General features: G+C 66.3%; 19 protein-coding genes and 1 tRNA gene. 15 read left to right on the forward strand and 5 right to left on the reverse strand.

All coding sequences use genetic code 11. From position 1 onward, the window contains the following. The first annotated feature begins 24 nt into the window (after positions 1-24). The 7 genes from AC1DDH_RS15125 to AC1DDH_RS15155 all read left to right on the forward strand — a co-directional run bounded on the left by AC1DDH_RS15125 (position 25) and on the right by AC1DDH_RS15155 (position 6632). On the forward strand, positions 25-1023 hold the full coding sequence (locus AC1DDH_RS15125; RefSeq protein WP_476887744.1) for a hypothetical protein: 999 nt from the start codon (positions 25-27) through the stop codon (positions 1021-1023). A gap of 108 nt (positions 1024-1131) precedes the next feature. Next, a complete protein-coding gene (locus tag AC1DDH_RS15130) occupies positions 1132-1944 on the forward strand; it encodes an SDR family oxidoreductase (protein ID WP_476955740.1) in 813 nt (270 codons plus the stop codon). A gap of 46 nt (positions 1945-1990) precedes the next feature. After that, positions 1991-2063 (forward strand) — tRNA-Ala (locus AC1DDH_RS15135). Positions 2064-2731: 668 nt separating this feature from the next. Further along, positions 2732-3004 (forward strand): hypothetical protein, encoded by a 273-nt coding sequence (locus tag AC1DDH_RS15140; protein ID WP_476955741.1) that lies wholly within the window; start codon positions 2732-2734, stop codon positions 3002-3004. A 288-nt stretch (positions 3005-3292) separates the two neighbouring features. Then, positions 3293-5152, forward strand: coding sequence for a hypothetical protein (locus tag AC1DDH_RS15145; protein ID WP_476955742.1), 1860 nt, complete (start codon positions 3293-3295; stop codon positions 5150-5152). Positions 5153-5287: 135 nt separating this feature from the next. Next, a complete protein-coding gene (locus tag AC1DDH_RS15150) occupies positions 5288-6274 on the forward strand; it encodes a hypothetical protein (RefSeq protein ID WP_476858947.1) in 987 nt (328 codons plus the stop codon). Between the two features lie 229 nt (positions 6275-6503). Further along, complete coding sequence (locus tag AC1DDH_RS15155) at positions 6504-6632, forward strand: hypothetical protein (protein ID WP_476955743.1); 129 nt, start codon at positions 6504-6506, stop codon at positions 6630-6632. Between the two features lie 18 nt (positions 6633-6650). Here the strand turns inward: AC1DDH_RS15155 and AC1DDH_RS15160 are convergent, their stop codons facing one another. Then, positions 6651-6842: a hypothetical protein gene (locus tag AC1DDH_RS15160; RefSeq protein ID WP_476955744.1), complete on the reverse strand. Its 192-nt coding sequence runs from the start codon at positions 6840-6842 to the stop codon at positions 6651-6653. Between the two features lie 334 nt (positions 6843-7176). On the opposite strand from AC1DDH_RS15160, the gene AC1DDH_RS15165 reads away from it, so the two are divergent. Continuing rightward, positions 7177-9003, forward strand: a complete 1827-nt coding sequence (locus AC1DDH_RS15165; protein WP_476955745.1) for a hypothetical protein — start codon at positions 7177-7179, stop codon at positions 9001-9003. A 216-nt stretch (positions 9004-9219) separates the two neighbouring features. Further along, on the forward strand, positions 9220-9849 hold the full coding sequence (locus AC1DDH_RS15170; protein WP_476955746.1) for a GNAT family N-acetyltransferase: 630 nt from the start codon (positions 9220-9222) through the stop codon (positions 9847-9849). Here the strand turns inward: AC1DDH_RS15170 and AC1DDH_RS15175 are convergent. Next, on the reverse strand, positions 9846-10361 hold the full coding sequence (locus tag AC1DDH_RS15175) for a hypothetical protein (protein ID WP_476955747.1): 516 nt from the start codon (positions 10359-10361) through the stop codon (positions 9846-9848). The two genes, AC1DDH_RS15170 and AC1DDH_RS15175, sit on opposite strands and share 4 nt — an antisense overlap. A 28-nt stretch (positions 10362-10389) precedes the next feature. On the opposite strand from AC1DDH_RS15175, the gene AC1DDH_RS15180 reads away from it, so the two are divergent. Then, positions 10390-10581: a phosphodiester glycosidase family protein gene (locus AC1DDH_RS15180; RefSeq protein WP_476855744.1), complete on the forward strand. Its 192-nt coding sequence runs from the start codon at positions 10390-10392 to the stop codon at positions 10579-10581. 17 nt (positions 10582-10598) lie between these two features. Here AC1DDH_RS15180 and AC1DDH_RS15185 read toward each other — a convergent pair whose 3' ends face one another. After that, the gene (locus tag AC1DDH_RS15185) at positions 10599-11465 is read right to left on the reverse strand and encodes a glycosyl hydrolase (protein ID WP_476955748.1); all 867 of its coding nucleotides are present in this window, start codon (positions 11463-11465) and stop codon (positions 10599-10601) included. 298 nt (positions 11466-11763) lie between these two features. Here AC1DDH_RS15185 and AC1DDH_RS15190 point away from each other — a divergent pair, with 298 nt between their 5' ends. The 5 genes from AC1DDH_RS15190 (at position 11764) to AC1DDH_RS15210 (ending at position 15600) form a co-directional block, all read left to right on the forward strand. Then, positions 11764-12132 carry a hypothetical protein gene (locus tag AC1DDH_RS15190; RefSeq protein ID WP_476850315.1) on the forward strand — a complete coding sequence of 123 codons (369 nt, stop codon included), beginning with the start codon at positions 11764-11766 and terminating at the stop codon, positions 12130-12132. A gap of 25 nt (positions 12133-12157) precedes the next feature. Beyond that, complete coding sequence (locus AC1DDH_RS15195) at positions 12158-12628, forward strand: GatB/YqeY domain-containing protein (protein ID WP_018773763.1); 471 nt, start codon at positions 12158-12160, stop codon at positions 12626-12628. Then, positions 12625-14217 (forward strand): ABC-F family ATP-binding cassette domain-containing protein, encoded by a 1593-nt coding sequence (locus tag AC1DDH_RS15200; protein WP_476850316.1) that lies wholly within the window; start codon positions 12625-12627, stop codon positions 14215-14217. The genes AC1DDH_RS15195 and AC1DDH_RS15200 overlap by 4 nt, the downstream gene beginning before the upstream one ends. Before the next feature lie 166 nt (positions 14218-14383). Further along, on the forward strand, positions 14384-15118 hold the full coding sequence (locus tag AC1DDH_RS15205) for a hypothetical protein (RefSeq protein WP_476955749.1): 735 nt from the start codon (positions 14384-14386) through the stop codon (positions 15116-15118). A gap of 158 nt (positions 15119-15276) precedes the next feature. Next, positions 15277-15600 (forward strand): hypothetical protein, encoded by a 324-nt coding sequence (locus AC1DDH_RS15210; RefSeq protein ID WP_476850318.1) that lies wholly within the window; start codon positions 15277-15279, stop codon positions 15598-15600. Here AC1DDH_RS15210 and corA read toward each other — a convergent pair. Then, a complete protein-coding gene (corA, locus tag AC1DDH_RS15215; RefSeq protein ID WP_230009012.1) occupies positions 15597-16592 on the reverse strand; it encodes a magnesium/cobalt transporter CorA in 996 nt (331 codons plus the stop codon). The two genes, AC1DDH_RS15210 and corA, sit on opposite strands and share 4 nt — an antisense overlap. A gap of 7 nt (positions 16593-16599) precedes the next feature. Beyond that, the gene (locus AC1DDH_RS15220) at positions 16600-17139 is read right to left on the reverse strand and encodes an Lrp/AsnC family transcriptional regulator (protein WP_476850369.1); all 540 of its coding nucleotides are present in this window, start codon (positions 17137-17139) and stop codon (positions 16600-16602) included. Between the last annotated feature and the right edge of the window lie 155 nt (positions 17140-17294).

A 17294-nucleotide genomic window follows, 5' to 3' on the forward strand; every position in this document is an offset into this window, starting at 1 on the left:
GTGGACTTCCCTCTTAGCAGCTCTGTGATCCTTGTCATTGCTGTTGCGCTCTGGATCGTGTGGGTGGCGCCTTACGTTCTCCGGAACGGACGCCACCAGCTGCAGCCTGCAGGCGACTTCCTGGCGGATGTCATTGACATGGAACCAGCAGATCCACATGCGGGGAAGGTTATGAAAATGGCGGCGCAGCAGGAGAAACCCATGATCAGCACACAGCGCGCAGACCCGGCCGGCGGCACACCTGGGACTGGGGCGGGCAAAGCGGCGACCCCTCGGGTGAATCCGATTGCTGCGTCGGGCTCCCCGGCATTCCGGATTCGTTGGGCGCGGCTGGTGCTGGCGGTAGCCGGGCTCCTGGCTCTCCTCACGGCAGTGGTGTCCGGAGCCCTTCGGCTTTTCGGCATCGGTTCAGGCTGGCTGCCGGTGACCGCCCTCCTGGGCGCCTTCGCCGCAGTGGCGCTGCTTCGTCGTCTTGCCGTCCGCGATCGCCGGCGGAAGATGAACGCTGCATTCCGTGCAGCCATGGGCAGCCCGGAACGCACCCCTGCGCGGCCGTCGGTGCCCGAACAGACCCCCTCCCTTCCCGACGGACGTCCCGCTGCCCGGCCGGAAAGCCCGCTCTTCGACGCCGAAGCGGGCCGCGACACGCCCGAGCCCGCGCCGAAGCCGCTGACCGCACTGGAACTCCGCCAGGCCGCCCTCGCTGAAGCCGTCGCCTCTGGGGATGCCTCGGCGGCCATGGCAGCCGACGCGGGTGCAGTAGCGGAGGGCACGAGCTGGGAGCCCGTCGAGGTTCCCAAGCCCACCTACGTCGAAGCCCCGAAGGCCGAACGTGCAGCCCCAATGCCCCTTGACCTTCCCGAGGCGCCGAAGGCCGTAGGGAAACCGTCTCTCAAGCAGGCCTCGGCGCGACCGGCGGCGTCCGATCCGCAGACCGCCGACGATTCTGAGACTAAGCAGCTCAGCAAGGCCCAGAGCGCCTTGAGCAACCTGGATGATGTCCTCCAGCGGCGCCGCGCCTGATCCGACCCGTCCTTCCGGAGATTACCCCGGGCAGCCAGCGATGGCGGCCCGGGGTTTTTCATGTCCCCGCAGCGTCGCCGGTGGGCTTCGCTGCGGTAGCCTCGGGTCATGACAAGGATCTGCGTTGCCGGTGGAACCGGGCAAGTGGGCCGAGTAGTGGTGCGCCTGGCCGTCGACGCCGGGCACGCCGTGGCCGTCCTCAGCCGCAACCCGCCGGGGGCCGGCGCCGCCGGTAACATCCCGGGCGCGGAATACTTCCGCGGGGACGTCACGACGGGAGAGGGGATAGCGGCCGCCCTGGCCGGCGCCGACGTCGTGATCGATTGCCTGGAAGGGCGCGCCGGGAAGGCGCGCAAGAACTTCGCCGACGGCGGTGCGCGGCTTCTGGCCGCTGCACAGGACGCGGGAACGGCCAGAGCCGTCATGCTGTCCATCGTGAACTGCGATCGCAGCAACTCCTCCTTCTACCGGTCGAAAGCTGCCAAAGAACACGCCTACGAGCTGTCCGGACTCGAGACCGTGGTGGTCCGGGCCACCCAGTTCCACTCGTTGCTCGCGATGATGTTCGACGCCGGCTCAAAGCTGCGGATCATCCCCGTGGTCAGAGGTGCCCGGTTCCAGCCGGTATCGCCGGCCGACGCAGCCGCGGTTCTGCTGGAGACCGCCCTTGAGCCGGCGTCCGTTCCAGCCGCGGGCCCGCGGCACCGGGTACTGAACCTCGGCGGCCCCGAATCCAAAGACATGGTCGACTTTGCCCGGGAATGGCAGCGGGCCACTCGCGCAAAGGGTCAACTCGTGCGCTTACCACTGCCCGGCGCGATGGGCCGCTACCTGCGCGAGGGGTTGAACCTGGTGCCGGAGGCGCGACACGGCACCGAGACTTTCCGGGGCTGGCTGGAAAACAGCGCAGATAGTTTGTAGCCTAGGGACACCGGCAACGCCGTTCCGTCAGGACCGGCGTTGCTTCGGGGCTATAGCTCAGTTGGTAGAGCGCTTCGTTCGCATCGAAGAGGTCAGGAGTTCGAATCTCCTTAGCTCCACAGATCTAAAGGGTTTTTGAACCTTTGAGTGCTCGAATAAATACTTTGATAACACTTTGCTTCAGAACCTTGCTCAGCCGGGGCTATACATTTCTGTGTCATGCGCTCAGTGTAGTGAGGACCAGCACGATCTCTTAGGATTTCCAACGCTGAGCAAGCCGCGGATGTGGACAGGGGAAGGCGTGAGCATACGGCAGCGTTTGTACCCCGACGATGCCGGAACGACAGGCCCGGATAGGAATCATACGCCGGGTAGCCTGACCGTTCGGGATTTTCGACGAGGTATTCCCTAGCCCAACGTTCGGCCACATCGTAGGAGACCGTAAGACCGCCAATCGTCAGTGTCAGCATGGAGCCACCCTAGCGACGGCACGCTGAAGAACTCTTGTTGGCGCGCTGCCAACCCAGGCCTTAGATGATTTCGTCCATGGCAGGGCCATGTCCTGATTTGACGAAGCGTAGGGCTGGTCGGCGTCGGTGAAAGGGGCCACGAAGAGGCTCGGGACGGGTTTTCCGTCCGGCCCGACGACCTTTCCGGTGATGATGGAATCGTAGGCTAGCGCCTGGGCCGGTGCCGCTCCGGCGACAAGAGCAAGATCTCCGTCAAGGTCACCTCCACGATCGAAGGCAAGATCCTGACGACCCAGACGATCAACACCCCGACGAAAGTGGCCACTGCGCCCCTGGTTGCGGCCACCCCGACGATTTCCGGCACCCTGAAGCCCGGCAACGTCCTGACCGTCAAGCGCGGCACCTGGACCTGGGGCACTGCCTTCACGTACCACTGGCTCCGCAACGGCGTCCCGATTCCCGGGGCCACAGATTCGACCTACAAAGTCCGGACCGCCGACAAGGGGACCAGGATCACGGTCCGGGTTACCGGCTCGCGCCTCGGCTACACCACGGTCACCAAAACGAGTGGCGCCTACGCCGTCCGCTGACACGTCGGTGCTACTTGCCGGCGGGGACGGAGAGGCCGGGCTAGCTGTACCCGTGGTGGAGGACGGCGCACAGCTGGGCGTTGCGGGTGCCGACCCGGCTGGTCTTCCCGGTCTTGTGGTGCCGGCTGTCTGGTCGGCGTGGACACCGGCGGCCTCGGTGCCGACGCTGCATTCGCGGACGGCTGGAGATCGCCGCTGTCATTCAGTGCTCAATCATCGCGTCATCGGGCCGATAGGCACTACGATCTGCTATGGGGCCGGGGAGCCGGCTAAAAGACTGGGGGAAAATTGAACACGAAGACCATCCGTCTCGGAGCCGCCGGGGCACTCATCGCCCTGTCCCTGGCCGGGTTTGCCGTTCCGACGCACGCCGCAACCGAAGCGTCTTGCGGTCCCATCGTTGATTCGGTCAAGATCTGCACGTCGCCGGACGGGACGCGGTATCCCGTGCTGCTCAACAGCGCGGCCTCCGGCCCCCGGCCCACTGTCGACGGAGCCCTGTTGGTAGGTAACACCCTGAGCGTTTTTGACGGCGCCTGGGACCCCTCGGACGCGAGGCTCACGCACCAGTGGGTGCGCAACGACGTTCCCATCCTCGGCGCTGCGGGCACCAATTACACGCCCACCAGGGCGGACATCGGCAAGTACGTCCGAGTCAAGACCACAGCGACGGCACCGGGCTATGCCACGACAACCATGTGGTCCCTCAAGACCGCGGCTGTCACGAGCGCCGCCGGCGCCGTTCCGTCGGTCAAGGCGCCGGCGACCGTAGGGGTCAGCCGGCGCGACAGCGACACGGACGCGCCCAACCCCATCCTGGACGCCGCCCCCGGCATCTGGGCTGGTGCCCCGGGCATCAGGTTCCGTTACCAGTGGCTCCGGGACGGTACGGCCATCCCTGGCGGCACCGCGGCATCGTTCAACACGACCGGCGAGGGGAAAGCCCTGTTCAGCGTCAGAATTACCGGTTACGCCGCGGGCTACGATCCGGCCACCCTGACCTCCGCCGGGGTAGCCATCTCACCCTGGAACCCGACACCCGGTGCCGTGGTCACGGGGAGCACCGGGCTCGGGGATGTCCTCACCGGAGTTGATGACGTTCCCTGGATCGACTTCAACGGCCGGGGCGAGACGGACTACGCGCACGTCTATCAGTGGCTGCGTGACGGTGCGGCAATCCCTGGCGCCACCGATCTGACCTACACGATAACCGCCGAGGACCAGGGGCACACCCTGGTCCTGTTCACCGACACGGACACATTCGATGCATACTCCAACGCGGTGGTTGTTCCGGTTGCTGAGGTGCCGTCGGTCCCGGACGTTGAGCTGAAGCCGCTGACGAACGTCACCAAACCGGTCCTGACCGGAACCGGCGTGGCAGGCACTCCGATGACCGTAACGGCCGGCACCTGGTCCGAGCCAGCCAACAAACTGACCGTCACCTACTACTGGCAGTCCCCAGACGGGAAGGTCTCAGCCACCGGCCCGACGTTCACCCCAAACATGACCCAGCTCGGGGCGACCGTCACGCTTATAGCGACCGCCACGGCTCCCGGCTACGAAACCGCCTGGGCAAAGGTCACCGCGCCCAAACCCGTGACCGCACCTGACCCGACCCAGACCAAAGCCCCCGCTATCCGCGGCACCGCGACCGTGAGGCAGAAGCTCACCGTCTCCGCGGGATCGTGGTCCGGCTATGCCCTGGGGCTGACCGAGACCCGCCAGTGGCTGCGTGACGGTACCCCGATCGCCGGCGCCACAGGCCGCGACTACACCCTGGTGGGAGCAGACTTCGGCAAGAAAATCTCAGTCAAGGTCACCTCCACCCTGGGCGGCAGGATCCTGAAGACCCAGACGACCGATGCCACGGCGAAAGTGGCCGCGGCGGTCCTGGTTTCGGCCACGCCGACGATCGCCGGCACCACCAAGGTGGGGAATGTGGTGACCCTGAAGCGGGGCACCTGGACCTGGGGCACCGCCTTCAAGTACCGCTGGTTGCGCAACGGCGTTCCGATCTCCGAAGCCACGGATTCGACTTACAAGGTCCGGACCGCCGACCGGGATAAGAGGATCACCGTCCGGGTCACCGGCTCTCGGCTCGGCTACACGACAGTCTCCCAGACCAGCGGAGCGTACTTCGCCCGCTGATCGCAGGCCTTGCCCAGGCGTGAGGCAAGGGATCCTGGCATCACCGGACGCCCTTCCTCGGAGTGTTCTTATTCCGGGCAGGGGGCTACCATCAACGACAGTGGCCGGGGATCCGGCTCAAAGACTGGGGGAAAATTGAACAAGAAGATCATCCGCCTCGGCATCGCCGGGGCATTCGCTGCGCTCTCGATGGCCGGCCTCGCTGTCCCGGCCCATGCCGATGACATATCCCAACCTGCCCCGCCCGTCACGACCTACCCCAAGGCGCCAGCCGGGCCTGCGGCCGCGGACGTGGAGCTGAAGCCGCTGTCGAACGTCACCGAGCCGGTCGTTACCGGGACCTTCATCACCGGCTCTGTGATGAAGGTTACGGCCGGAACCTGGTCGGAACCGACCGGCAATCTGACGGTCACCTACAGCTGGTTCTCCCCGGACGGGAAGGTGCTGGCCAGCGGCCCGAGGTTCACGCCAGGCGTGTCCGAGGTCGGTGCGACCGTCACAGTCCTCGTGACGGCCACAGCCCCGGGCTACGACACCGCCGAGGTGCGGGTCACGGCACCCAAGCCCGTGACCCTGCGTGACCCGGCCCAAACCAGACCGCCTTACATCCAAGGCACGCCGACCGTGGGGAAGGCCCTGACCGTCGTCCCCGGCCTCTGGGCACGTAATGAAATGAACGTGGTGCGTGAATCCTACCTATGGCTGCGCGACGGCGTGACGATCTCCGGGGCCACTGGCCGCCACTACACGCCTGTGGGTGCCGACTTGGGCAAGAAGATCGACATCTGGGTCACCTCGACGCTGAATGGCAGGATCTTGAAGACCCAAGGGGCCTTCTCTTCGGCGAAGGTGGCTGCCGGGACCCTGACTTCGTCCACGCCGACGATCGCCGGCACCGTCAAGGCCGGGAACGTCCTGACCGTGAAGCGGGGCACCTGGACCTTGGACTCGTCCTTCAAATACCGCTGGCTGCGCAACGGCGTCCCGATCTCGGGAGCCTGGTATTCGACCTACAAGGTCCGGACCGCCGACAGGGGCACCAAGCTCACCGTCAGCGTCACCGGTTCCAAGATCGGCTACAAGACCGTCACCACGACCAGCAGCGTGTATTCCGCCGGCTAATCCGGGAGCATCCTTGACCGAGCCTTTGCGGTTGGGGCATTCTCGCTTTGTAGCCTGTCAGTCACGGTGGTCCCGTGAGTCTGACGCAGCGTATGTTCCTCGACGAGGACCAGGCCCAGTTCACTGTCCTCCCGTCGGTATCCGTCCGGTGACTCCGCCGACCTGACGACCATCGGCGTGGCCTGGGGAGTGCCAACTGCCCGCACATAGGATCGGGGCATGAAAATAGATGCCGCGGCCGCTCCCGGTCACGCAGCTGGAGGGCCAGCCGAGCATCAATGACGTCCTGCTCGAGCTCGGCCAGGCGCGGGTGGTGCACCCTGCGCCGGGCACTGCCCACGAGCTGCACTTCTACTAGCAAGCGAATACGTGCCGCTCAGGCAACGGCCCGGGCGACGATCCTGCTCATCAGGCCCAGGTATGCTGCGCCGATCCGCTCCACCGTGGCGCGCGCGTCGGCGTCGTCCACCCAGCCGAAGAGTGAGCCGCCAGCGTCGCGGACAGCAACGGCCAGCTCCCCGTAGCGCATGCCAAGGACAGGCGTCCGGCCGGTGGGGGGGGCCTTCATGCCGGCCCGGAGGGTGGCGACCTCAGCTTTGAACCACGGCTACTGATTCGGACTGGCGGTGCAGGCGAGCATCACGAGCGACCGCATTGGAATTAACCCGATTCAATGGCGAGCTGAGGGCCAAACGCGACGTAGTCAGGGCAGGCGGTCGCCTGCATGAAGCCGGCCCAGCGCTGGTCCTGGACTCCGGCTGCGTTGACCGCATACCCGTGACCAGTGGCGAGCTGCGACATCGCTTCAGGCCCCTGACCTGCGCAATCATTGTGGAACTGGTGCCTAAGCACTATGCTCGGCGACGGGGGAGCCGGGAGCCGGCTCAAAGACTGGGGGAAAATTGAACAAGAAGACCATCCGCCTCGGCATGGCCGGGGCACTCGCTGCGCTCTCGCTTGCGGGCCTCGCCGTTCCGGCGCAGGCCGATGAGGAAATGTGGGCCACTCCGAACTCAGACTCCTGCGGCCCGGTGGTCGACTCAGTCAGGTTCTGCACGGCGCCGGACGGGCATCCGTACCCGGTGCAGGTCAACGGCGGTGCCGTCGCCGGCACGCAGCCCGGCATCAGCGGGGCCCTCCAGGTCGGCAGCACCCTGACCGTTGTTGACGGTGACTGGGACCCCGCCGCCGCGAAGCTCACGCATCAGTGGCTGCGCAACGATGTGCCGGTCCTGGGCGCCACCGGCCCCACGTATCTGCTCACCACGGCGGACCTCGGCAAGGGCATCCGGGTCAAGACCACGGCGGCAGCGCCGAGCTATGCAAAGACGACCCTGCAGTCCACCAAAACCGCCCCTGTCACGAACGCCGGCGGCACCGTCGCGTCTGTCGTGTATGCGGGGTATGTTGGTATCTATTCATTTAACACCCACCCGGATAGGCCCAGCCGCCTCGTGTCCGGTGGGGCGACTTTTAAGGGCGCTCCGGTCATCCACGAGCAGTTCCAGTGGTTCTGCGACGGCAAGCCCATCCCGGGTGCCACCGCGGAAATGTTCGACCCGAGGGGCTGCCGTTCAACGGGGCTATTCAGCGTCAGGGTCACGGGTCACGCGCCCGGGTTCAAGCCGGCCACCGTGACCTCTAAACAGCGAAAGGTTTCTGACTTCGATCCAGCCCCCGGCGCCGTGGTCACCGGCGGCACCGGCCTGGGGGACGTCCTCACCGCCGCTGATGATGTTCCCTGGACTTCCAGCCCGCGCCCGCACACCTACCAGTGGCTGCGCGACGGCGTCGCGATTTCCGGAGCCACCGCGCTGACCTACAAGATCACGGCCAAGGACCAGGGCCACACCCTTGTCCTGGAGTCCGGCATTTGGTACGACACCCACATCTACTCCAACCCGGTCGCCGTGCCGGCGGCCGGGGAGCTGAAGCAGCTGACGAACGTCACCAAGCCGGTCGTGACCGGGGACGCCGTGACCGGCTCTGTGATGAAGGCTTCGGCCGGCACCTGGTCCGCACCGGCCGACAAGCTGACATTCACCTACAACTGGCTCTCCTCGGCCGGGAAGGAACCGGCCAGCGGCCCGACGTTCACCCCGGACACGCCCCAAGTTGGCAAGACCCTCACCGTCGTCGTGACCGCGTCCGCCCCCGGCTACGAGACCGCCTGGGTACAAGTCACCGCACCCAAGCCCGTGACCGTGCGTGAGTCGACGCGGGCCATCAGCGGGACCCTGACCGTCGGGTCGAAGGTGACTTTGACTCCCGACCCCTGGTATGACCGGGCGGGGATCACCTCGGACGTAATGTGGCTGCGCGACGGCGCCCCGATCGCCGGGGCCTACGGCTGGAGTTACGTCCTGACGAAGGCCGACGCCGGCACGAAGCTCTCGATCAACGTGAACCCGACTGTCTCGGGCGGCAAGGGCCAGACGCTCAACGCTTCGTCGAGGGTGGCGGGGTTGCCCCTGACGTCGGCCACACCGACGATTGCAGGCACCGTCACGGCCGGGAACGTCCTGACCGTGAAGCGGGGCACCTGGACCTGGGGCACCGCCTTCACGTACCGCTGGCTGCGCAACGGCGTCCCGATCTCAGGAGCCACAGAGTCGACCTACAAGGTCCGGACCGCCGACAACGGCACCAAGCTCACCGTCCGCGTCACCGGCTCACGGTTCGGCTACACCACCGTGTCGCGGACCAGCGGAGCGTACCTCGTCCGCTGACCAACGGCTTTCCCGGGCCCGCCGCATGCCCGCGTGGTCCGGGAGGCCAGGCTAGCCCGTCCCGGCTCCACACTGGCCTTACATGCTGCTGGCCTGACGTACTCGTAATCCGACACGACCCCGGTCGGCTCGCCTGTAGGCCTCCGGCCGGATCGTCCATGTATGCTCCAGGGCGACGCCAGGGCGCACGCTCACGCCCGCAAGACGAGGAGCAAAGTGACTGCCGCAGAGATCGGGACCCGGCCGACGTCGAACGTCACCTTGCACGTCGGTCCACCGGGGCCCGCCGTGGCCCGCGAGACCGCAGCGCTGCTCAACGAATCCCTCGGCTTCGGTTTCATCCAGCCGTCGGCTCTGGCGCAACTCACAGTCGAAGGCGGTGAAGTCCTCTTCCGCGCCCGCGGCCGGGACGGCGGGCTCCTGGGCGCGGCAACCGCCCGCGTCCTGGACCAAGCGTCCCACGCCGTACTGCAGGACCGCCTGCGTCTCACCGGGGTCGATGCCGGCCTGGGCGGGCGTCGGGTCGGGGAGCTGAAGTCCATCGTCGTCGCGCCCGCAGCCAGGGGGACGGGCGTCGGCTCGACCATGCTCGCGGCCAGCCTGGACTTTCTGAAGGCCCGCGGCTGCCGCGATGTCGTGTCCGCGTCCTGGGTCTCGGCCGATCCTGAGCACTCTTCCCTGGGGATGCTGGAACGGGCCGGTTTTGCGCAGGTGGCGACGATCCCCTGCTTCTGGGCGGACGACCAACAGGCAGCCGGCTACCTCTGCCCCCTCTGCGGCGCCGGGTGCGTCTGCGTGGCCGTCATCCTGGTGCTCCCACTCGGAGGCAGGGCCAGCCGCGGCTAGGGCGCTTCCTTGGCCAGGGCCGCAGCGCCGGGAGGGGTTGTGCGGCCGAGCCGGTCGTCCAGTCTGACGCGCAGCCTGGCGCCGGCGACCAGAACCCGGTGATGCGAGAGGGCCGCCGAGCCGGTAACTTGCGCAGCGACGTTCTGCCCGCTGCCTGTGCTTTCACCGGCCCCGTACACGGACTCCCACGCGATGTCCAGAAGCTCAAGCTCCTCGTTGCGGGCCAACTCGCTGCGGGCGAGCACATCCAGCGCTGCCAACCCCAGGGCTTTGCTGTCCCCGTCCTCGCCCAGGGCACGGTCCAGCGCCCATTGGGTCCGTTTCCACCACTCGGCCCGGTCGTCGGCGACGGCCTTCTGGCGCAGAGTCCGCCAGGCCATGAACGCTCCCACGGCTGCCGCTACAAGTACAGCAACAGGGGCAAGCGCGGCAACGATCTGCCACCACTCGGCCGGACCCGCGTGGAGGAGGACTTCAACCGGAACCGGAGACGGGGCAGGTGTTGGCGGCATGCGACCAGCCTAAGCCGCGGCCCGGACAGTGAGGGATGCGGACGTCGCAGCGTCACGGGGCATGGTCCAGGCGATCAACCTGGACGGCGGCGGCTCAACAACAGCTGTTGCCGGAAGAACCGTCCTGAATGTTCCTTCGGGCGGTGCGGAACGGCCCGTCGGCGACGCGCTCCCCGTGTTGCCAACCCGCAAGGATGAGCCGGACAGCACGGACAAGTAGCGGCAGGTCCGCTTCGGTCACAACGAAGCGTACAGCCGGCCGAGTGAGGTCAGCCGGCCGTTCGTTTGATAGAGCGCAGACGGGCCCATGGCGGGGTCACTGGGATCTCTGGCTTTCCACGCAAACCGTTCGACGAAGGGCATCAGGCGCATGCCGGCGACCGCAACCTGCATGAAGTAGGCGGTCTCGCGGGTCGTGTACCGGGAGGGGCGTGCCGGGGTTGCCTGCCAGTCCGCAACCCCAAATTCGGTAACCCAGACCGGCCTTCCATACCTGTGATGCAAGTACCAGACTTTTGCGAGGAAACTCTCTGGGTTCGGCGAGCCGTAGTGATGCATCGTCATGAAGTCGATGCGGAGGTTCGCCTGCCCCGCCCTGGCCATGAAATGGTCCAGCCACGGGCTCCTGACATCGACCGTGGCCGGAGATCCCAGACGCAGGCCGGTGGATTGAAGGTGGGGCCACAACCGGATGGCCTCATCGACGGACATACTGGCCTGGCCTGGGTGGTCCGGCTCGTTGAAAGCTAGGAGGTGTTTGGTCCTCGTCTGGGGAAGTTGCCTGGCCACGTCGCCAAGGGCGTCCTTTCTGAGCAGAGCATTCGCGCTCCACACCATCGGGACAAAGGCCGGGCTGGTCGTGACGGTATACGCGGATCCCCAGGAGTAGTACCAGTTGGCGTTGAGACTCCGGATTTGTCTCAAAGCCAGCGCATCATCTCCGCCGTGGGCTGCGCCTTTGAGAGCCCGGGAGGCAGCGATGGCCGTACGGGCAAGGGACGGTGTGAAGAGGGCCGGAATCGGCCTAGGGCGTGTGGCAGCGGAACTGGCCCCGGTCGTGGCCAAGGCAGTCAGCATTGCAGTGAGAAAAGTCCGGCGATCCATGGATTCCTTCTTCCGAAGCGAAGCGGGCCGATACCAATCCTCAACCGGATGTGACGAAGGTCACGCTACGCCAGTCTCTCGACATTTGGAACAGCCGCAACGTGTCGCACTACCGGCGACCCCGGGTGCGGGCCAAAAAAGAGTTTTCATGAGATGGTGTGAACCTGCGTGAACGGCGCCGTGGCCGCGCCGGCGCAGCAATCCGCGCGGCAAGACCATCGTGCAATCCAGCGGCAAGGCAGCCGAATCCAGCGCAGGCATCCAAGACAGACATCCAGCGCAGACAAGGCCACCACCGATGAAGAACACCACCCCGATCGCCCTGGCCCTGCTGTCTGTTCTGCTGACCGCGGCCTGCTCCGCCTCCCCGAGCCCCGAGCCGTCCGCCGGGACCCCTGCGGCGGGCCTGCCGGCGTCGCTGCCCAAGCCTGACCCGGCCCAGCAGGAAGCCCTCCTGGCCGCGCTGGCCAAGATCAACCCCCGCCTGCCAGACGACCAGGCAATCGACAAGGCCCGCCGCCTGTGCGGCCGACTGCTGGGGCAATCGACGGCGGACCAGCTCATCGCTGCCGCAAAGACGGAGTTCAGCGGGGACGTCCCCGCCCTCCCGGACGAAGACGCCCAGCGGATCATCTCGGCGATCGGGGCCAACGGGTTCTGCCGCTAGCCTTGTTAACAACACGAGGAGAACTATGACCACCCTGAAAGAACGCCTGCACGCCGACGTCGTGAGCCACATGAAGGACCGCAACAAGGTTGCCCTGACCACCGTGCGCAACGTCCTGGGCGAGATCGAGACCCGGGAGAAATCGGGCAAGACGCCAATCGTGCTGGACGACGCACAGGTGACCGCACTCCTGCAAAAGGAAGCCGCCAAGCGCCGCGACACGGCCCGCATCTACACCGAGGCCGGCGAAGCCGAGCGCGCCGCGGCCGAGATCGCCGAGGCCGAGGTGATCGAGGCCTACCTGCCCAAGCCACTGACCGCGGCGGAAGTCGAGACGATCGTGGACGAGGCCATCGCGGCGCTCAAGGCCGACGGCGTCGAGCTGTCCATGCGTCAGCTGGGGGCAGTGATGAAGCCCGTCACCGCCACGGTGGCCGGACGTTTTGACGGCAAGGCCGTCAGCGAAATCGTCCGCAACCGTCTCGCGCAGCAGTGAGCCTGGTCCGGCTGCACGACGTCAGCGTCCGCTTCGACAACACACAGATCCTCCGCGAGGCGTTCTTCCGTCTGGAGCCCGGGGACCGGGTGGGCCTGATCGGCAAGAACGGCTCCGGGAAGACCTCCATCCTCAAGCTCGTCCTGGACCAGGTCTCCCCGGACACCGGAACGGTCACCGTGGAGCAGGGGACCAGGGTGGGGTACTTCTCCCAGTTTTCCGAGCTCGACGGCGAGGCAACCATCCTTGCGGTCCTTGACGGACTGTTTGTCGAGATCAAGGCTGCCGAGGCCGAGCTGGCAGCCATCGACGCCGCCATTGCGGCTGACCCCGCCGAGGCGGAGCTGGACCGGCTGATCCGGCGCCAGGCCGAGCTGTTCGAGGACATGGACCGCCTCGACGGATGGGATTACAAGCGGCGCATCGACACGGTCCTGACCACTCTGGGGTTCAGCGACGCCCACCGCACGTGCGCGATTGACGAACTCTCCGGCGGGTGGCGCAACCGCGCCGCCCTGGCCAAGATCCTGTTGGAGGGCCCGGACGTCCTGCTGCTGGATGAACCCACCAACTACCTCGACGTGGCCGGTGTCGAATGGCTCGAAAACTGGTTCCGCGACTACCGCGGCGCCGCGATCATCGTCTCGCACGACAGGAAGTTCCTCGACGCGGTGGTCACCCGGATCATCGAGGTGGAAAACTTCCACCTGCACGAGTACCCCGGAAACTTCGCCGAGTACGTGGTCCAGAAGCAGTTCCGGCTCAAGACGCTCGAGGCCCAGTTCGTCCATGAGTCCGAGCTGCTGGCTTTTGAAGCGGAGGGCATCGCCGACCGCCGGGAGGCCGCCAAGGCCGCCAGCCGCGGGTTGGGGAACCAGCTGGCCAAGATCAAGAAAGCGCGGACACCACGTCCCGTGGACCAGATCGTCACCGAGATCTACGGAGGGCTGCACGTGAAGGATGTCCTCTGCCGGGTCGAAGGACTGGGCAAGTCCTATGGCGACAAGGTCCTGTTCGAGGACCTGAGCTTTGAGATCCGCCGCGGCAACAGGATTGTGGTCCTGGGCTCCAACGGCAGCGGCAAGTCCACGCTGCTGAAAGTGCTGACCGGGGAGGAACCGGCGGATTCCGGTGAAGTGGTCTGGGCGAAGGGGCCGGGTTTTGTTTCCTACAACAAAATGCTGGAGGAGCTCGACGACGCCGACACCGTTTCGCACGCGGTGAACGCGCTGCCGGACAGCCTGGCCTTCAGCGCCACGAAGAAGTCCGTCAACAGGTTCCTCGCCATGTTCCAGTTCTCCGAGGCCGACCTCAAACAGAAGATCGGGAACCTCTCCGGCGGACAGAAAGCCCGCGTCGCCATGGCCCAGTGCCTGCTGTCCGGGGCCTCGGTGTTGCTGCTGGATGAGCCCACCAACCACCTGGACATGTCCAGTACCCAGGTGATGGAGCGGGCACTGCTCCACTTCCCCGGCGCGGTCGTCGTGGTCAGCCACGACCGCTTCTTCACCGAGAAGATCGCCACCCGTCAGCTGGTCTTCGGCACTGACGGGGCAGAACCCGGCGAGGTCGACGTACGCGCGGCCTAATGACGTGGTGATTGCCCCGAGGCTCAGTGTTTGCTCAACATTGGCTCAGGATGTGGCCTGAGCGGCTAAAGGGCGGACAAGTGGTCGTTTCCGAGCGGTAGTGTGGCGCTGGCTGCCGACCGGGGGGACGGCAGCGGTCTCTTATCCGCTTTGAAAGGAATCTCCCGTGGCAGGAATCATCGGCTGGCTCAGTGCTCTGGGCACCACAGGCAAGGCAGTAGTAGTGGCCTCCGTCGTCGTCACTGGCGGCGCCGGCGCAGCGGCGGCCACCGCGACCACCAATCTCCCGGCTGACCCGACGTCAACCATGACGGCGACCGGCACCGAAACCTCTGAGCCGGCCGGGTCGGAGACTCCGGTAGTGGGCGACCAGGAAGCCGCCGATCACGAATCGTCTGAATCGTCTGAACCGGGCGATCCGGCTGAATCGTCTGAACCGGGCGATCCGGCTGAGTCGGATGACCAGGAGGCGGACGATCGGAACGCGGACGATCAGGGCGCGGAAGAGGTCGCGGACGACCAGAACGCGGACGACCATGGCGCGGAAGAGGTCGCGGACGCTCAGGAGCCTGCTGCCCCGGCTCCGGCGCCCGCTGCTCCGGCCCCGGCGCCCGCCGAAGACGATGCCAAGGATTCGGCCGACGCGCCGGAAACCGACGCGTCCCACGCATCGAACGGCAACAGCGGATGGGCACACCAGAACGCCGCTGAACACCGCGCGGCCGGCCAGGCCAACGCCGCTGAACACCGCGCCGCCGGCCAGGCCAAGGCCGCCGAGCACCGCGCGGCCAGCCAGGCCAAAGCCGCCGAGCACCGTGCCGCTCCGGCCGGTCTTGAAAGCGATCACGCCGCCAAGAACAGCAAGCGCGGCGACTCGGGCGGGCACGGCCACAGCAAGTAGCCCAATCGGCATGCAATGACGGGGCCCGGACCACTGGTCCTGGCCCCGTCGTCGTGACGGCACGAAAATATTTCAGCGCGAAAGTGTTTCAGCGCGAAAGTGTCCAACGGTTCGGTCTCAGGGGCGCGGCGTTTCCGGGCCCGCGGGATAATGGAACCATGACCAATCAGCAGCAGGACCGCGACCCGTGGGAGGAGTTCGACAAGCTCCAGCCCGCCGGTCCGGACCGGGTTGCCGGGTACCCCGGTGGGAAACCGCAGGGCTTCGGCTTCCGCACGGGCGTCCGCAGCGCCAGGGTAGCCCTCGGATTTGCCGTCTACTCCCTGGCGCTGGGGAGCATTCTGGTCCTCACCGGGGCCATCGTTTTCATCGGCAGCGGAAAGTGGCTGCTGCTCGGGCTGATGGTGCTGATCGAGGTCGTGTTCGTCCTGGCGTTCCGACGGCTCATGGTCCAGGTCCGGAACCGCCGCGCCGCTGGCTAGAGCCAGCCTTTCTTCTTGAAGATGGCGTACATCAGCGCCGCCGTGCCGGCCATGAGCGTGATTGCCATCGGATAGCCAAGCGTCCAGTGCAGCTCCGGCATGTTGTCGAAGTTCATGCCATACAGTCCGGCCACAAATGTCGGCGCGAAGAAGATCGCGGCCCACGACGAGATCTTCTTGACCTGCTCGTTTTGTTCCGCGCTGGCCTCGTTCTGGCGGTTGGCGGTCAGGGTTCCGTCCAGGGTGAGCGCATTCTGCAGCAGGTCACGGAACGAATCGGCGCGGGAAATCAGCCGCTCCACGTGGTCCTCGACGTCGCGCAGGCTGTGCTGCAGTTCGATGTCCACCCGGTACTTCTCGAAGCCCCGGCGGAGCTGTTGCATCATTGCCGGGAGCGGGTGGATGGCGCGCTGGAAATGGATGACTTCACGGGCGAGCTCGTAGATCCGCCGGGACACCAGGGGGTCGCCGCTGAAGAGCTGGTCCTCGATCTCGTCGATGTCGTTTTCCAGCCCGGCTACCACGGGACCGTAGTCATCCACCACCTGGTCCATGAGCGCGTACAGGACGGCCTCGGGCCCGTGGCGCAGCAGATCGGGCCGGCCCTCCATCCGGCGCCTGACCTGGCCCACGACTTTCGTCTCGGCGTGCCGGACGGTGACCACGAAGTTGCGCCCCGTGAAGACGTGGAGCTCGCCGAACTCCACGGTTTCGGTCTCGTCCAGGTATCTGGCGGGGCGGAGCACAGTGAACAGATTGTCGTCGTAGCGTTCCAGTTTGGGGCGCTGATGGGCAGAGATCGCGTCCTCCACCGCCAGCCCGTGCAGGTTGAATTCTGCCGCCACGGCCGCCATTTCCTCAGTGGTCGGCCGGTACAGGCCGATCCAGGCCATGCCCCCGTGCTCGGTCAGGGTCTCAAAAGTCTGCTCGAGGTTCCGCGGCTCGGCGCTGCGGATGCCGTCAACGTAGACGGCGTTGTCGATGATAGTCACCGGGACATTATCCTTTGTCCACCTGGAATTCGGCGGACCCGGCCCGCCGCGACGCGGACCGGCCGGGGGCGAGCGCGTTGCCTTGGGCGAGCCGGCTGATCAGCGGCTCGGTCCGGTACGGGATATGGGTGTGCAGCGCCAGGACGGTCTCGGTGCGGATGACGCCTTTGATCCGAAGGATCGACCGGAGGGCCGCCTGGAGATTGTGCGTATCCGTCGCCACCACCCGGCACCAGACGTCGCCGCGCCCGGAGATCTCGTGGACTTCCAGAACCTGGGCGATCAGCCGCAGGGCCCCCACGACGCCGTCGAGTTCCCGGTGGTTGACCTCGATCGTCACGAAGGCGACGACGTCGTACCCCACCGCCTCCAGATCGATTTCACGGCCGCCGTCGTGCAGCACACCGGAGCGCAGCATGCGCCGCACGCGCGACTGGGCGGTGTTCCGGGCGATGCCCAGGGCGTCACTGAGCTCGCCGATCTGGATCCGCGGATCCCGGATCAGCTCCAGCAGGATCTTCAGGTCGGTGGGGTCCAGACTGTTCAAATCATCACTCCGGTTCACTTGAGCAGTCTGAGAATGACTGTTTTGCTCAATTTTGGCACAGAACTTGGACATCCAGATCATTGGTATTGCATTCTGTAGGTACCAATCTTTTCGACCGGGCCGTCGGTGTTCCCCACAGGGAACGCATGCGGCCC

Source organism: Arthrobacter sp. 10T425 (genome assembly GCF_056393985.1).

What these genes read in the sequence shown, in the direction of transcription:
- AC1DDH_RS15130 (WP_476955740.1), top strand. Translation starts at nt 1,132, where the DNA reads ATGACAAGGATCTGCGTTGCCGGTGGAACCGGGCAAGTGGGCCGAGTA.
- AC1DDH_RS15155 (WP_476955743.1), top strand. Translation starts at nt 6,504, where the DNA reads ATGCCGCGGCCGCTCCCGGTCACGCAGCTGGAGGGCCAGCCGAGCATC.
- AC1DDH_RS15160 (WP_476955744.1), bottom strand. Translation starts at nt 6,842, where the DNA reads ATGAAGGCCCCCCCCACCGGCCGGACGCCTGTCCTTGGCATGCGCTAC.
- AC1DDH_RS15175 (WP_476955747.1), bottom strand. Translation starts at nt 10,361, where the DNA reads ATGCCGCCAACACCTGCCCCGTCTCCGGTTCCGGTTGAAGTCCTCCTC.
- AC1DDH_RS15185 (WP_476955748.1), bottom strand. Translation starts at nt 11,465, where the DNA reads ATGGATCGCCGGACTTTTCTCACTGCAATGCTGACTGCCTTGGCCACG.
- AC1DDH_RS15190 (WP_476850315.1), top strand. Translation starts at nt 11,764, where the DNA reads ATGAAGAACACCACCCCGATCGCCCTGGCCCTGCTGTCTGTTCTGCTG.
- AC1DDH_RS15195 (WP_018773763.1), top strand. Translation starts at nt 12,158, where the DNA reads ATGACCACCCTGAAAGAACGCCTGCACGCCGACGTCGTGAGCCACATG.
- AC1DDH_RS15210 (WP_476850318.1), top strand. Translation starts at nt 15,277, where the DNA reads ATGACCAATCAGCAGCAGGACCGCGACCCGTGGGAGGAGTTCGACAAG.